Consider the following 15,060-nt stretch of genomic DNA (forward strand, 5'->3'; position numbering starts at 1 on the left):
AGAATATTGGGAATCAAGAAGGCACGGGGATGCTGACGTTCAAACAGATCGAAGCGCTCTACTGGACGGTACGTCTGGGCACTTTCTCGGCGGCCGCGCAGAAGCTGCACACGACGCAATCGGCCATCACGAAGCGCATCCAGGAGCTCGAGGCCGACTTCGACATCGCGCTGTTCGACCGCTCGGGCCATCGCGCCGAACTCACGGCGCGCGGGCACGAAATCTATGCGATGGCCGAAGAGATGCTGGGTCATCGCGATCGGCTGCTCGTGAGGCTGAAGGGCCAGCACACACTGACCGGCACGTTCCGCTTCGGCATCACGGAGATCACGGCCATGACGTGGCTGCCGGCCCTGATCCGGCTGCTGCGCGCGCACTATCCGCGCATCACGCTCGAACCGCACATCGACCTCGGCGCCGATCTGCAAAAACGCCTGCAGGCCGGCCAGCTCGACATGGCCTTTCTGCACGGCGAGTTCGCCGAACCCCAATTGCAGGTGGTGCCGCTGCAGCGGCTCGAGTTCGGCTGGATGGGCAGCCCCGACATGATCGATCCCAGCCGGATCTACACCCCCGGCGACATCGCGGCATTGCCGCTGCTGCGCCAGAGCCGTGAATCAGGGCTGAACATGATCTACGACGGCTGGCTGCGTCCGCACCGGCCCGCCAGCAACCTGTTCACGATCAACAGCCTCATCGCCATGGCGGGCCTCACGGCCGCCGGCTTCGGCGTGAGCTGCCTGCCGCGTGATTACTTCGCCGGCATGGTCAGCGCGCGCCAGTTGGTGGTGGCGCGCACGAGCATCGCGCCGCCTCAATCGCTGTACTGCGCGATGTTCCGGCGCGAGGCCGATGTCGCGTTCTGCGAGAGCGTGGCCGCGCTGGCGCAGAGCTGCTGCGACTTCTCCAACACGACGCAGGCCCGATGATTCCTTCCGAGAATCAAGCTCGTGGAGAATTTCTCGCTATCGGCGCCGCGCGAGTCTTCGTAGAGTAGGGTCGACGCCTGCCGCGACCCCGACGCGGCAGGCAAAACAAAAACATCGACCGAAGGAGACCCCATGCCCATGGGATACGCACGCCGCGTCTGCGGTGCTCTGCTGCTGGCCGTTGCCAGCGCAACGATCCCGGCCCACGCGGCCTACCCCGACCGCCCGATCAAGCTCACCGTGCCCTGGCCGCCGGGCGGCGCCACCGACGCGCTGGCACGCATGCTCGCGCAGCAGCTCACGCTGCAGATGGGACAGACCGTCATCGTCGACAACAAGGCAGGCGCGGGCGGCAACATCGGCACGGCCTCGTTCGTGCGTGAGGCGGCCGATGGCTACGCGCTCCTGATGGCGACCAGTTCGACCAACGCCGCCAATCCCCATCTGTATGCGAAGCTTCCCTTCGATCCGATCAAGGATTTCACGCCGGTGGCTTTCGTCGGCGCCATCCCGAACATCCTCGAGGTGCCGAAGAACGCGCCGTACAAAAACCTGGACGAGCTGCTGCGGACGGCGCGCGCCGAGCCCGGCAAGCTCACCTATGCGTCGGGCGGCGTGGGCTCGTCGCAGCATCTGGCCGGCTCGATGTTCAAGCATCTCACCCAGGTCGACATCCTGCATATTCCATACAAGGGCAGCGGCCCGGCGGTATCGGACCTGCTGGCCGGGCAAACCAACATGATGTTGGACACGGGTTCGCTCTCGCAGGTGCAGGCCGGCGCGCTGCGGGCGCTCGCGGTCGCCTCGTCGCAACGACTGGCCGCGCTCCCCGATGTTCCGACCTTCGAAGAGCTGGGCGTGAAAGGCATGATCGCGTCGGCCTGGTACGGCGTGGTGCTGCCGGCCGGTGCCCCGCCCGAGGTCGTGCAACGCCTGAACCAGGAAATCAACACGGCGCTACAGACGCCCGCATTGCGCCAGAAGCTCGAAGCCGTCGGCGTTCAGCTGGGTCAGCCGCAAACACCCGCGCAATTCGGATCGTTCATCCAGGCCGAGGTCGATCGCTACGCCGAGATCGTCAAGCAGTCGGGCGCGAAGATGGAGTAAAGCAAGGCCCCTCGTGCGCAACCTGGCCTGCGCGCCGGTTGCGCGCGCAACCTCGCCTGCGGGAAAGGCCCCGCATTTACCAACCCTGCACACCCGAAACATTTCGCCGTGTTTGTGCGGCCTCCGATTGCTAAGCTCGACGCGCCTCAATCCGGAGATCCCGCCCCCATGTCTCGTGTTTCCGCTTTCACCGCCGCCCTGCTCGCCTGCGCCGCCGCGGCGCCCGCCTACGCGCTGTCCGACCGCGAAGTGGTCGAGCTCACCGTAGAGAACAGCAGCGTGGTCTGCCCAGGCTTTCGCAAGGAAGTCATGACGCCCCTCGCCACCGCCACGCCGGTCGGCGCGCTGCGCGTGCTGCTCAAGAACGCCCACGTCATCTGCCCGGACGGCCGTCTCGACGCGCAAGCGCCCGTGGTCTGGTACGGCGACCCGGGTGTGTTCGCCTGGAACCCGGACGTGGCCGGCGCGGACAAGGCATTGATCGCACGGATCGACGCGATCACGCGCACCGAAAACTTCCCCACCAGCCTGCTCGTCTGGGATGCCCAGGGCAAGGCGCTGAAGGAGCAAGTGGTGCCGCGCTTCGAAGCCCGGCCCGGCGCCTACGTGCGCAAGGTCCGCTGAGGCGCCGCGCGGGACGCCCCGCCCCGGGATGCCCCGCGCCGGGGCCCCCGAGCCGGGGTGCCCCGCGCCGAGCCCCGCGCCCGGAGCCCGTTTCAGACAGCAAATAAGCTAGCTTGAATATCGTATTTGGGCTCGCTCCGCACGCCCCCTAGACTGCCACATTCATCCTCCGGCCATCGTGGACCGGCCCTACCCGTCAGTCAGGTGTCGCATGCGCTTTCGTCAGTTTGCCCTTTCCCTGTTCGCGGCCGGCGCCGCCTTCGCCGCCCCGGCCCACGCCCAGGCCCCGCTCAAAGAAATCAAGCTGGACTACGCCTACTATTCGCCGCCCAGCCTCCTGATCAAGAAGAAGGGCTGGCTCGAGGAGGCCTTCAAGTCCGGCGGCACCGAGGTGAAATGGGTATTCACGCGAGGCAGCAACAACTCGCTCGAGTTTCTCAACAGCGGCGCGTCGAATTTCGCGCTCACCTCCAGCGTGTCGTCGTTCGTGGCGCGCGCCAACGGCCAGCCCGTGAAAGTGATCTTCAATTACTCGTGGGCGGAGCCCAGCACGGTGGAGGTGTTGCCCAACTCGCCCATCAAGTCGATCACCGACCTGAAGGGCAAGAAGGTCGCCGTGACCAAGGGCACGGACCCGTACTTCTATCTGCTGCGCGCGCTGGGCGAGAACAAGCTCACGCTCAATGACGTGGAGATCGTGCATCTGCAGCATCCCGAGGGCAAGACCGCCTTGGAACAGGGCCGCGTCGACGCCTGGGTCGGGATCGATCCGCACCTAGCCGCGGCCAAGGTCGGCGGCTCGCGCACCGTGTATTCGAATCCGCAGTTCGCGCTCGGCGCGGTGCTCAACACCAACGAAGCCTTCCTGAAAGAACACCCCGACGCCGTCAAGACGGTGGTGCGCACGTACGAACGTGCACGCCAATGGATCATCGCGCACCCGCAGGAGATCGTGGACCTCGTGGCGGAAGAGACCAAGCTGCCGAAGGAAGTCGCGGCCAAGCAGCTCGGCCGCATCGACTTCACCCGCTGGATCCCCGGCGACTACACGATCACCTCGATCGAACCGGTGGTGCCGCTGTTGCAGGAGTCCGGCATCCTGCGCAAGAACGCCGACGCCAAGCAGGCGCTCGCCACCCTGATCGACGCGGCGCCGGCCACGGCGGTGTCCAAGGAGAAGTGACATGAGCCGCGCCGGGGCCGACGCCAGCACCACCCTGCCCGATCCGCTGGAGCGGCCCCCCGCACAGGCGCATGCGCCGGACAGCTCCGCGGCCGCCCGCACCGGCTGGCGCGTGCCCGCATGGCTGCGCGGCTGGGTCCTGCCGGTCTTGATCCTCGCGTGTCTCGAGGCGCTGGTGCGATCGGGCACCATGCCCGATTACCTGATGCCCGCGCCCAGCCAGGTGTTCGACACCATCGTGGACCTGGCCGACGGCCCGCTGTGGCAACACATCGGCATCAGCTCGTTTCGCGTGTTCAGCGGCTTCGCCATCGGCGCCGCGCTGGCGCTGCTGATCGGCACCTGGGTGGGTCTGAGCCGCCGCGCCGAAGCCTATCTCGAGCCCAGTTTCCAGGCGCTGCGCGCCGTGCCGGGCCTGGCGTGGGTGCCGCTGCTGCTGATCTGGCTGGGTATCGACGAGGCCTCCAAGATCACGCTGATCGCCATCGGCGCCTTCTTCCCCGTCTATCTCAATCTTGTCGCCGGCATCCGCAACGTCGATCGCAAGCTGGTCGAAGTGGGCGCGCTGTACGGCTTCTCGAGCTTGCGTCTGGTGCGCTACATCTTCGTGCCCGCCGCGCTGCCGAATCTCTTCACCGGCCTGCGGCAGGCGCTTTCGATGGCCTGGCTGTGCGTCGTGGCGGCCGAGCTGCTGGCCGCGACCAAAGGCATCGGCTATCTGCTGACCGACGGCCGCGAGACCTCGCGGCCCGACCTGGTGCTCGTCGCCATCATCCTGCTGGCCGTGATGGGCAAGCTGACCGACTCGGTCCTGCGCTTCTTCGAGGTCAAGAGCCTTGGCTGGCGCGATGCCTACGCCGGCCGCGCCGGCTGAATCCCATAACCCGGAACCGTCATGTCCACGCTGCTGAACGTCCACGTCGCCGAAAAATGGTTCGGCGCCAACAAGGTGCTGGACCAGGTCGAGTTCGAACTCGTCGAGCAACAGGTGGTGGCACTGCTCGGCCCGAGCGGCTGTGGCAAGAGCACCCTGCTACGCATCGCGGCGGGCCTCGATGAAGACTATCGCGGTCACGTGCGCCCGGGCCCCGCTATCGATCGCCAGCGCAAGGCGCCGATCTCTTATGTGTTTCAAGAGCCGCGCCTCATGCCGTGGCTCACGCTCGAAGACAACATCAGTTTCCTGGACAGCGGCGCGCGCCCCGACCGCGCCTGGGTGCAGGACCTGATCGACGCCGTCGGCCTCAAGGGCTTCGAGAAGGCCTTGCCCAAGCAGCTCTCGGGCGGCATGGCGCAACGCGCGGCCATCGCGCGCGGCCTCTACTCGCGCCCGCAGATCCTGCTGCTCGACGAGCCCTTCAGCGCCGTCGACGCGTTCACACGCATGAAGCTGCAAGAGCTCGTGCTCAGCCTGATCGCGCGTTACGGCATCTCGATCCTGCTCGTCACGCACGACATCGACGAAGCCCTGTATCTGGGCGACGAGGTCCTCGTGCTGGGCGCCAAACCCGGTCGCGTCTGCGCCCGCCTGGCCGTCGGACTCCCGCATCCGCGCAGCCGAGGCGACGCCATCCTGGCCGCGTTGAAGGAAGACGCGCTGGTGCAACTGCACGGCGCGCACGCCCTCTGACTGCCCGCCAGACGGACGCTGGCAAGTGCGAGTGCGTTACGCGCCTTACGTGCCGCCCGCGCAAATGTAAGAAACAAGTCCTTGCATCAGCGACTTCTGAGTCGCTAGAAGCGCTGCCCGGGTGAGACATCCGTCTCTTATTTCCCGGTTACACCTCTGCCGGCGCCTCCCGTCCGGCGTAACAGGCCTACACACCTTGTCGGCTTCGCTGGCGATATGCCTTCCTGCCCACTGATACCTTTTTCTGGAAATCAAGAGCCAATAACCAATAACGAGCATGACGTCGTGCGGCGAATTCGTCGCGGGCAGAGACTGACCGGTCCACACGGCGGACGACAGGGAGGCGCGCCCGCGATTGGCATGGATCGGTGCTGTAGCAGATGCTGGAACTCAAATTAATAAGCTGTCGCCTCTCCTCCCTCTCCCTCAAAAGTCTCATCGCTCTCGCTGTCCTCGGCTGCGCGACCCCCGCGGCCGCGCAGCAGGCCTACTCGAGCTCGCTGCACGACTTTCTGGTGCGCCAGACCGCCACGCAGCATCCGGACGACGTCGCCCGCATCCTGCGGCAATGGCTCGACCGCAATGATGCCGATGCGCCGCCCGCCGCGGATCGCGCGCGCGTGCTGGCCGACTACGTCACGCTGCAGAGCCGCGCGGGTCATGATCGCGATGCGCTGAACGCCGCGCGCGCCGCGGGCTTTCACACGCTGCCGGCCTACGCCCTCGATCCTCTGTTCCTGGCGGCGCGCCGCGAAGCGGCGCTCGATGACGAACGCGCGCTGCTGATCGCGCTGCGTCGGCACGACGCCGCCGCCCCGCTCACGCGCCTGCGCTCGGCGCAATACGCGTTCGACCAAGGCACGCCCGACGTCGCCCGCACCCTGGCGCGCCAGCTGATGGCCGACAGCACGGCGCCCGCGGACGTGCGCGCCGCAGCCGCCGAACTGGTCGGCGCCGCCGAAGAGCAGGCTCAGCGCTTTCGCGAGGCGTCGCAGGCGTATGCCCGTGCGCTCGAACTGGAGCCGGGCTCGCGCAGCGCGCGGCGCGCCGACATCTATCTGATCGCACGCCAGGGCGCGGCCGCCGCGGCACTGGACGAGGCGCGACGCGCCAACGCCGGTGCCGGGCAGGCAGGCCAGCCCGCCCTCTTCACGCCCGTGGAGATCCTCGGACTTCGGCAACAGGCCGTCGGCCAAGACATCGTGTGGGGCATCGAACAGCGTGACATCGTCGGCGGCGCGCGGCGCTTCGACGCCCTCGATGCGGCGCTGGCGCGCTCGGCAACACTGCTGGATGAGATCGGCACGCCCGACGACCCGGCCTTGCGGGCGGTACGCAACCGCGCACGATTCGACCGCCTGGTGGCGCTGAGCGCGCGCGGCGAGGCCCAGGCCTGCGTCGATCTTTACGAAACGCTGGTGGCCGAAGACGTGCGGGTGCCCTACTACGGCTTGGCTCCGGCGGCGGATTCCTATGCGCGCCTGCGCCGATCCGACCTGGCGGTGCCGCTCTACGAGCGCGCCGTCGCCGAGGCCGGCGAGCGTCTGCCGATGCCCAGCGACACCCACATCGGCCTCTTCTACGCCTACATCGACACCGCGCGCTTTCGTCAGGCGGAAGCCTTGCTGAGCCGAATGGAAGCCGGAACGCCGCCAACGGTGCGGCTCGCGCCCCTGCCCGACACGCCGAATCCCGATTACACCGAGGTGCGCGATCTGCGCGGCCGGTACTTCCTTTACACCGACCAGCCCGCGCGCGCCGAAGAGACCTACCAAGCCCTCACGCGCGAAGCCCCGTTCAACGCGGCGTTCGCCGACGGCCTGGCGCGCACCGAAGCCGCGCGCGAGCATCCCCACACGGCACTGAGGCTCGCGCGCACGAGCGCCGTCGATCACCCGGACTCCGTGCCGCTGCGCGAGAGCGTGGCACAGGGCCTGTCCGCCACCGGACAGCACCGTGCCGCGCGCGAAACGGTGGAACAACTGCAGGCCGACTACCCCGAGTCCGGCCCGGTGCAGAACACCGCGCGCGAGGCGAAGGCGCAACGCGCGCCCACGCTGACGGTCGATGCCACCTACGGCAAGGGCAACAACAACAGCGCCCTGTCGGATGAAGACTTCGTCATCGACGCCCGGCTGCAATCGGGGCTCATGGACGATCAATGGCGGCTTTTCACGCGCCAGGCCTGGGCCTACGGCAACACCGAGAACGGCCGAGCCCATCGCGGCCGCACCGGTCTGGGCCTGCGTTGGGAGCGCGACGGCTTCACCCTCGAGGGCGAAGCCCATCGCGACACCGGCGGCCCGCGCAGCGGCGGTTTCGCCGCCGCAGGCACCTATCGCTGGGGCGACCACGTCGAGCTCGGGCTGGCGTACGACACGAACGCGCTCGACGTGCCCTGGCGCGCCTACGACGCAGGGATCGCGGCCAATCAGATGCAGGCCTCCGCCGCGTACATCGTCGACGAGTCGCGCCGCTTCGACCTGCGCTATCAGCGCATGGACTATACCGACGGCAACCAGAACCACGCCGGCTCGCTGGCCTGGACCGAGCGCTGGTACAGCGGTCCGTCGCAGCAATTCCAGACCACGCTGCGTACGGATATCTCGCGCAATCGCCGCAGCGATGTTCCCTACTACAGCCCGGACTCCGACGGCTCGGTGGAGCTGGAGGCGCGCTATCAACTGCTGACCTGGAAGCGCGATCACCGCACCCTGGTGCAACGCGTCTATGCCAATGCGGGCACATACCGTCAGTCGGGATTCGGCTCTGAAGCCATGTACGGGCTGCGCTACGAGCACGAATGGATCTTCCGGCCAGGCTGGTCGGTGACCTACGGCGTCGGCACCGCCTGGCATCCCTACGACGGGCAGCGCGAGCGGCGCACCATCGGCTATCTCAATCTCGCCATCCCCTTTCTCTGAGCGGAGCGTCCAATGATGAAATTGATGCGCCCGCTGGGGCTGCTGTTGTGTGCGTGCCTGATGTCGGCGGCCGCGATCTGGCCGCAGGGCGACGCGTGGGCGCAGCCCCTGTTTCCGCCCGATCCGGACGACGGCCAGACCTTCCGCGTCCTCACCTTCCACGACGTGCGGCAGAACGTGCGCGCCAGCTTCGAGACCGCGCCCGACGCCACCGCGGTCGACGAGAGCACGCTGTTGGCGGCTTTCACCTGGCTGCGCAGCGCCGGCTACCAGCCTGTCAGCCTGTCGCAGATCATCGCGGCGCGCGAGGGCGGCGCACCGCTGCCGCCCAAGCCCGTGCTCCTGACCTTCGACGATGGCTACGAAAGCGCCTACACCGTGGTCTATCCGATGCTGCGGCGCTTCAACTATCCCGCCGTGATGGCGCTCGTGAGCGGCTGGATGAACGCGCCCGCCGGATCGCTCACCTACGGCGAGCGCGCCGCGCTGCCGTTGCCCAACGCGCGCTTTCTCACGTGGGCGCAAGCGCGCGAGATGGCGCAGTCGGGCCTGGTCGAGCTGGCCGGCCATACCGACGCCATGCATCGCGGCATTCCCGCCAATCCGCAGGGCAACCTGCTGCCCGCGGCCACCGCCCACCGCTACGACGCCGCGAGCGACACGTACGAATCGGAGGCGGCGTATCGCGCGCGGATCTCCGCCGACCTCAAGCGCAACAAGGAAGAGATCGAGCGGCACACCGGCGCCAAGGTGCGCGCGATCGTGTGGCCATACGGCTCGTACAACGAAGCCGCGATCAGCGCCGCGCGCGACGTCGGCCTGCCGATCGCGATGACGCTGGACGACGGCCCCAACACGCCGAGCGTGTCGCTGGACCGCATCCGGCGCGGACTGATGACGTACGAGGATGAAGGGCCGGAGCTGCTGCGCGAGTTGCGCTCGCCCGCGCCGGCCGACGCGCGCCACGTCGAAGTCAATCGCATCATGCATGTGGATCTGGACTACGTGTACGACCCCGATCCGGTGCAGCAGGAGCGCAATCTGTCGCGCCTGCTCGACCGTGTGCGCCGCATCCAGCCCAGCAGCGTGTTCCTGCAGGCCTTTGCGGATCCCGATGGCGATGGGGTGGCGGACGCCCTGTACTTTCCCAGCCGCCGCATGCCCATGCGCGCGGACCTTTTCAATCGCGTGTCGTGGCAATTGAGCACCCGCGCCCGCGTGCGGGTCTATGCGTGGATGCCGGTATCGTCGTTCGAACTGCCGGCATCCGACCCCGCCGCGCAACGCCGCGTGCAGCAGATGCCGGGCGCGCCTGCCGGCGCGGCCGACACGTACTCGCGGCTGTCGATCTTCGATCCGCAGGCACGCCAGGCCATCTTCGATATCTACGAAGACCTGGGCCGGCATGCCTCGTTCGCGGGCGTGCTGTATCACGACGACGCGATGTTCAACGACTTCGAAGACGCCAGCCCGGCGGCGCTGCAGACCTACGCGAGCTGGGGCCTGCCCGCCGACGTGGCCGCCATTCGCGCGTCCGCGCCGCTGAAGCAGCGCTGGACGAAGCTGAAGACGCAGGCGCTCATCGACTTCACGCACGAACTCACCGGCATCCTGCGCCAGTGGCAGCCGGTGCTCAGCACCGCGCGCAACATGTACACCCTGCCGCTGCTCGAGCCCGAAAGCGAAGCCTACTTCGCCCAGAACTTCGAACAGTTCGTCCAGGCTTACGACTACACCGCGCTCGAAGCCATGCCCTATATGGAGAACGCGCCCGACCCCGACGCCTGGCTGCGCAAGCTCGCGCGCGTGGTGGCCGCGGTGCCCGGCGCCGCGCCGCGCACGCTGTTCGAACTGCAGGCGCGCGACTGGCGCACCGGCAAGCCGATCCCGGACAGCGTGATGAACCGCCACCTGGCGCTGCTGCGCCAGGCCGGCGTGCGCAATCTCGGCTACTACCCGGATGACTTCCTCAACGACCAGCCGGCGCTCGACGCCGTGAAGCCGCACCTGTCGATCCAGCAGACGCTGGGCCGCGAGTTCTTCCGCGACCCGGTGAACGCCACGGGCGCGGCCGATCCCGCCGCCGTCGCGACGCCGCCGTCCATGAGCCGGGGTGCGCGATGATGATGACCTGGGACCTCGCCGCCAGCCTCGTGCTCGCCTACGTCTTCTACTACCCGTTCTGCATGGCATGGCTGTGGATCACGGGTGGCATCGCGCACTACTACCAGTTCGAGCGCAAAGAACAGGGCGACATCGATCCGCTGTCGCTGCTGCCCTCGATCCCGATGGTCAGCATCCTCGTGCCATGCTTCAACGAGGAGGACAACATCGACGAGGTGATCGAAGCGCTGATGGCGCTGAACTACCCCGATTACGAAGTGATCGCGGTCAACGACGGCAGCACCGACGGCACGGGCGACCGGCTGAGCGCGCTGGCCCTGCGGCATCCGCGCCTGCGCGTCGTGCATCAGAACCATAACCAGGGCAAGGCCGTGGCGCTCACCACCGCCTCGCTGCTCGCGCAGGGCGAGTACGTGCTCGGCATCGACGGCGACTCGCTGCTCGACAGCAATGCGATCCCCTGGCTGCTGCGGCACTTCCTGCGCGACGGCAAGGTTGCGGCCATTACCGGCAATCCGCGCATCCGCAGCCGCACCACGCTGCTGGGCCGCATGCAGGTGGGCGAGTTCTCGTCGATCATCGGCCTCATCAAGCGCACGCAGCAACTCTACGGCCGCCTCTTCACCGTGTCGGGCGTCATCGTGATGTTTCGCCGCCAAGCCCTGGTCGACGTGAACTTCTGGAGCGTGGAGATGCTCACCGAAGACATCGACATCAGCTGGAAACTGCAGCTGGCGGGCTGGCGCATCGGTTTCGAGCCGCAGGCGCTGAGCTGGATCCTCACGCCCGAAACGCTGCGCGGCCTGTGGCGCCAGCGCCTGCGCTGGGCCATGGGCGGCGTGCAGACGCTGTTCAAGTACACGCCGCAGGTCGCGCGCTGGCACATGCGCCGCATGTGGCCGATCTACGCCGAGTACTGTCTGAGCGTGCTGTGGGCCTACCTGATGGCGCTGGTCCTGCTAGGCGGCCTCATCGGCACCGCGCTCGGCCTGCCCGGCGCGTGGCGCGTGGGCTTGCTGCCGCAGTGGCACGGCCTGCTGCTGGCGATCGCCTGCATGCTGCAGATCCTCACCAGCATGCTGGTCGATCGCAAATACGACCGCGGCCTGCTGCGCTACTACTTCTGGACGTTCTGGTATCCGGTTGGATTCTGGTTCATCAACATGGTCACGACCGTGACCTCCGTGCCCGCGGTGCTGATGCGCAGCCGCGGCAAACGCGCCGTCTGGGTCAGCCCGGACAGAGGAGAGAGAGATGCCTAAAGAGCCCATCATCGACAACACCGATCGTTCGCTGTCGACCTGGCTGCGGGTGTCCGGGCCGGCGGGCGCGGGCCGCTGGCTCTGGCTCACGATTCTGCGGCCGCTGCTGCTCGTGGCCGTCTGGGCCGGCTTCATGTTCTTCGTGTATTGGGATTTCTTCATGACCACGGCCGAGTCTGCCGAAGACCGCCGTTTCCTGCTGATCTGCGCCATCGGCGTCTGCATGCTCGCGGCCGTCATGCTGATCACCGCGCGGCTGGTGCGCCATCGCGGCAACAAGGAAAACGACGAGGCCGACACACCCGCGAAGGCTCGGCCGGTGGGCGTGCAGGACGTGGCCGCCGTGGCACGCGTGCCGGTGCGTGAGATGTCGCTCTGGCAACGCGCGCGCAGCCTGGTGGCGATGCACGACGACGAAGGCCAGTTCCGCGCTGCCGTCGTCAAACCGCTGGGCGAACCCGTGCGCCGGCGCGAGCGGCGCTGAACGCAGCGCGAGGCCGGGCCCACGCGCGGGTGGCCGGCGTCCGGGCTCAACCCGACGCGGGGCCCCGCGTTCGGCCCTCAGCGGGCGTCGCGGCCGCTCCCGCTCGACTTTCTTTCGAGCACATACACCGAGGCCGGCGGCAGATTGAGCGGCACGAAATGACGCCGCCGCGCCTGCAGCCCGCAGGCGTCGAGCACGACCGGAGAAACCGGGCAGCGCCAGCCATACGTGAAGAGATGCAGCGAACCGTCTTCGGTCATCGCATCGAACGCCGTAGTCAGGATGCGGAAGGTATCCGCGTCGCTGAAATTCAGTAGCGGCAAACCGCAGATCGTCGTGGCGATGGGCTCGAGCGCGGCCAGCTCGGCGGCCAGCTCCTGCGCCGGCGTATCGAGCACCGTGGCCCGCGGAAATTGTTCGCGCAACGCGCCGCACATGCCGGCATCACGCTCGACCAGCACCAGCTCGCGCGGCCACACGCCGCGCCGCACGATCTCGCGGGTGAACACTCCCGTGCCGCAACCCAGCTCGAGCACCAGGCCCGCGCCGGGGCGCACCGTATCGGTGATCGCGCGGGCCAATGCCGCGCTCGACGGCGCGATGGCGCCGATGGCCGAAGGATTTTCCAGCATCGCCGACAGAAACTGCCGACGCTCGTTGAACCACGGGAGGACATTGCGTAAGGCGGCGCTCGGGAAAGCATTGAGCCTTCCTGACAGCTTTGAAATCATGCACTTCCTTTGATGCCTGGATCCCGCCCGTGGCCGGGGATCCGCTTGTGAATGACACCCGCGGCGTCACGAGGCAAGACGCCTCGCTCGCGCTGCCAGCGCCTCGTTTGAGGGCGAGCATGCAGGCAAATTCTTAAGCGATTCTGAAGACGCGCGCGGCCGGGCCGCGACGCCGAAAATAACCGACGATTTCGCTTCAGCGACACCCTAGCATGGGCGTCCCGCGCGATGGCCGATCGAGATGCCTCGTAACACTTCGCTGATTACGGACAAGATTCCCCACCCCGTTCACCCTTGCGCTCGGGAGCCCACACGTTGACGCATGTAAAACGATCGTTTTACACTGACCGCATGGATACGCACACCAAGCTCATGCAGGCCGCCGAAGCGCTCTTCCATCGCAAGGGTTTCGGCCAGACCGGCATGGACGACCTCGCGCAGGCCGCCGAGATGTCGAGCCGCACGCTGTACAAGCATGCCGGCAGCAAGACCGCGCTCATCGCGAGCGTGCTCGCCGGCCGCGACCAACGTTTCATGGCGCTGCTGCGCGTGAACACCGTGTCTGAAGTCTTCGACACACTCGACCAATGGATCCGCGACGAAGGCGCGCATGGCTGCCTGTTCCTGCGCGCGCATGGCGAAACGGGCGGCGCCACGCCGGAGATCGAAGCCGCCGTCCTGGCCCACAAAAACGCGGTCGCCGATCGCATTCGCGCCATCGTCCAGCACGAGCTGGGTGGCCGTGGCCACAAATCGCTCGCCGAACAGATCGTCGTCCTGTTCGAAGGGGCCACCGCCACCGCGATCTATCGCGGCCCGCAGGCCATCACCGCCGCCCGCCGCGCCGCCGCGGTGCTGATGGCGCACGCCGATCGATGAGCGCCGACGCGCGCCTCGCCGCCGCCGGATTCGGCCTCATCGCCGTCTGCTACGGCTTCGCGCGCTTCGCATTCGGCCTGTTCCTGCCGCAGATCGATGCCGAGCTGTCGCTGCCGCCCATGCTGGCGGGGCTCATCTCCGGCGGCTCGTTTCTCGGCTACTGCCTTGCCATCGTGATGTCCGCCTGGCTTACCGAACGCGTGGGCGCGCGCACCGCGGCGCTCGCCGCGGCCCTGATCGCCGCGATCGGCATGACGGGCATCGCGCTCGCGCCATCGGCCCTGCTGCTGGCCGTGGCGGTGCTGCTGGCAGGCGTGAGCACCGGGCTCGTGTCCCCGCCCCTGGCCGCCGCCGTCAGTGCCGTGGTCGAGGCGCGCAGACAGGACGCGACCAACACCATCATCAACGCCGGCACCAGCGCGGGCGTCGCACTCGCCGGCGTGATCGCGCTGATGCTCGGGCTGCCATGGCGCTGGGTGTACGGCCTGTTCGCGCTCACCGCCGTGCTGATGGCCGTCGCCATCGCGCGCAGCGTGCCGCCCGCGTCCCCGTCGCACACCACCGCGCGGGGCGGCCTGCCCAAGCTGAACCGCTCCCTCAAGCGCCTCGTGGCCGCCTCGCTACTCACCGGCGCCGCCAGCACCGCCGTCTGGTCCTTCGGCAGCCAGCTCGCGATGTTGCGGCTGGGATGGGACGAAGCCAGCGCCGGCTGGCTCTGGATCGCCATCGGCATCGCGGGCGTCGCGGGCGCGAGCGCCGGCCTGCTGATGCGACGCTTCGGCATCCGCCTCGTTCATGTCGCGTTTCTCGCGGCCCTGGCCGTGGGCACGCTGCTCGTCGGCAAGGCTGGCACCAGCGCCGCCCTCGCGCTGGCTGGAGGTGCCCTCTTCGGCCTGGCCTACATCACCCTCACCGGCGTCTATCTCGTGTGGGGCGTCACCGCGCTGCCCGACCGCCCCGCCACCGGCCTCACCATCAGCTTCCTCTTTCTCGCCATCGGCCAGACCCTGGGCGCCCCGCTCTTCGCCGCCGTGATGAACCATGTCTCTCCCGACGCGGCGGTCATCGGCTTCGCGGCGCTGGCACTGAGCGCGGGGCTGGTGCGCACGGCCGCGCACGAAACGCCCGCCGGCCTATAATGCGGGCTCTTCAGAAAGAACCGTCACGGCCACGGCCATGAAGG

General features: G+C 67.9%; 13 protein-coding genes. 12 read left to right on the forward strand and 1 reads right to left on the reverse strand.

Annotated features, from left to right (window positions below):
- Nucleotides 1–29 precede the first annotated feature (29 nt).
- From CEK29_RS20430 to CEK29_RS20475, 10 genes are all read left to right on the forward strand, one after another.
- Nucleotides 30–929 (forward strand): LysR family transcriptional regulator, encoded by a 900-nt coding sequence (locus CEK29_RS20430; RefSeq protein WP_094859166.1) that lies wholly within the window; start codon nt 30–32, stop codon nt 927–929.
- Nucleotides 930–1,061: 132 nt separating this feature from the next.
- On the forward strand, nt 1,062–2,036 hold the full coding sequence (locus tag CEK29_RS20435; RefSeq protein WP_094804219.1) for a Bug family tripartite tricarboxylate transporter substrate binding protein: 975 nt from the start codon (nt 1,062–1,064) through the stop codon (nt 2,034–2,036).
- A gap of 168 nt (nt 2,037–2,204) precedes the next feature.
- Complete coding sequence (locus CEK29_RS20440; protein ID WP_094804221.1) at nt 2,205–2,660, forward strand: hypothetical protein; 456 nt, start codon at nt 2,205–2,207, stop codon at nt 2,658–2,660.
- A gap of 211 nt (nt 2,661–2,871) precedes the next feature.
- Complete coding sequence (locus CEK29_RS20445; RefSeq protein ID WP_094804223.1) at nt 2,872–3,843, forward strand: aliphatic sulfonate ABC transporter substrate-binding protein; 972 nt, start codon at nt 2,872–2,874, stop codon at nt 3,841–3,843.
- A gap of 1 nt (nt 3,844) precedes the next feature.
- On the forward strand, nt 3,845–4,717 hold the full coding sequence (locus CEK29_RS20450; RefSeq protein WP_094859167.1) for an ABC transporter permease: 873 nt from the start codon (nt 3,845–3,847) through the stop codon (nt 4,715–4,717).
- A gap of 21 nt (nt 4,718–4,738) precedes the next feature.
- On the forward strand, nt 4,739–5,473 hold the full coding sequence (locus CEK29_RS20455; RefSeq protein WP_094804227.1) for an ABC transporter ATP-binding protein: 735 nt from the start codon (nt 4,739–4,741) through the stop codon (nt 5,471–5,473).
- A 380-nt stretch (nt 5,474–5,853) separates the two neighbouring features.
- Complete coding sequence (gene pgaA, locus CEK29_RS20460) at nt 5,854–8,397, forward strand: poly-beta-1,6 N-acetyl-D-glucosamine export porin PgaA (protein WP_094859168.1); 2,544 nt, start codon at nt 5,854–5,856, stop codon at nt 8,395–8,397.
- 12 nt (nt 8,398–8,409) lie between these two features.
- Nucleotides 8,410–10,521 carry a poly-beta-1,6-N-acetyl-D-glucosamine N-deacetylase PgaB gene (pgaB, locus tag CEK29_RS20465; RefSeq protein WP_094859169.1) on the forward strand — a complete coding sequence of 704 codons (2,112 nt, stop codon included), beginning with the start codon at nt 8,410–8,412 and terminating at the stop codon, nt 10,519–10,521.
- The gene (gene pgaC, locus CEK29_RS20470; protein WP_440588338.1) at nt 10,521–11,783 is read left to right on the forward strand and encodes a poly-beta-1,6-N-acetyl-D-glucosamine synthase; all 1,263 of its coding nucleotides are present in this window, start codon (nt 10,521–10,523) and stop codon (nt 11,781–11,783) included. Before pgaB ends, pgaC begins: the two co-directional genes overlap by 1 nt.
- Nucleotides 11,776–12,267, forward strand: a complete 492-nt coding sequence (locus CEK29_RS20475) for a hypothetical protein (RefSeq protein ID WP_094859170.1) — start codon at nt 11,776–11,778, stop codon at nt 12,265–12,267. The genes pgaC and CEK29_RS20475 overlap by 8 nt, the downstream gene beginning before the upstream one ends.
- A 77-nt stretch (nt 12,268–12,344) precedes the next feature.
- On the opposite strand, the gene CEK29_RS20480 is transcribed toward CEK29_RS20475, so the two are convergent.
- The gene (locus CEK29_RS20480; protein WP_094859171.1) at nt 12,345–12,899 is read right to left on the reverse strand and encodes a class I SAM-dependent methyltransferase; all 555 of its coding nucleotides are present in this window, start codon (nt 12,897–12,899) and stop codon (nt 12,345–12,347) included.
- A 450-nt stretch (nt 12,900–13,349) separates the two neighbouring features.
- Between CEK29_RS20480 and CEK29_RS20485 the strand changes: the two genes are divergently transcribed.
- Both CEK29_RS20485 and CEK29_RS20490 read left to right on the forward strand, forming a co-directional pair.
- Nucleotides 13,350–13,877 carry a TetR/AcrR family transcriptional regulator gene (locus tag CEK29_RS20485; RefSeq protein WP_094859172.1) on the forward strand — a complete coding sequence of 176 codons (528 nt, stop codon included), beginning with the start codon at nt 13,350–13,352 and terminating at the stop codon, nt 13,875–13,877.
- Nucleotides 13,874–15,016 carry an MFS transporter gene (locus tag CEK29_RS20490; protein WP_094859173.1) on the forward strand — a complete coding sequence of 381 codons (1,143 nt, stop codon included), beginning with the start codon at nt 13,874–13,876 and terminating at the stop codon, nt 15,014–15,016. The genes CEK29_RS20485 and CEK29_RS20490 overlap by 4 nt, the downstream gene beginning before the upstream one ends.
- Nucleotides 15,017–15,060 lie beyond the last annotated feature (44 nt).

The sequence above is a fragment of the Bordetella genomosp. 5 genome (genome assembly GCF_002261475.1).
GTDB lineage: Bacteria > Pseudomonadota > Gammaproteobacteria > Burkholderiales > Burkholderiaceae_B > Bordetella.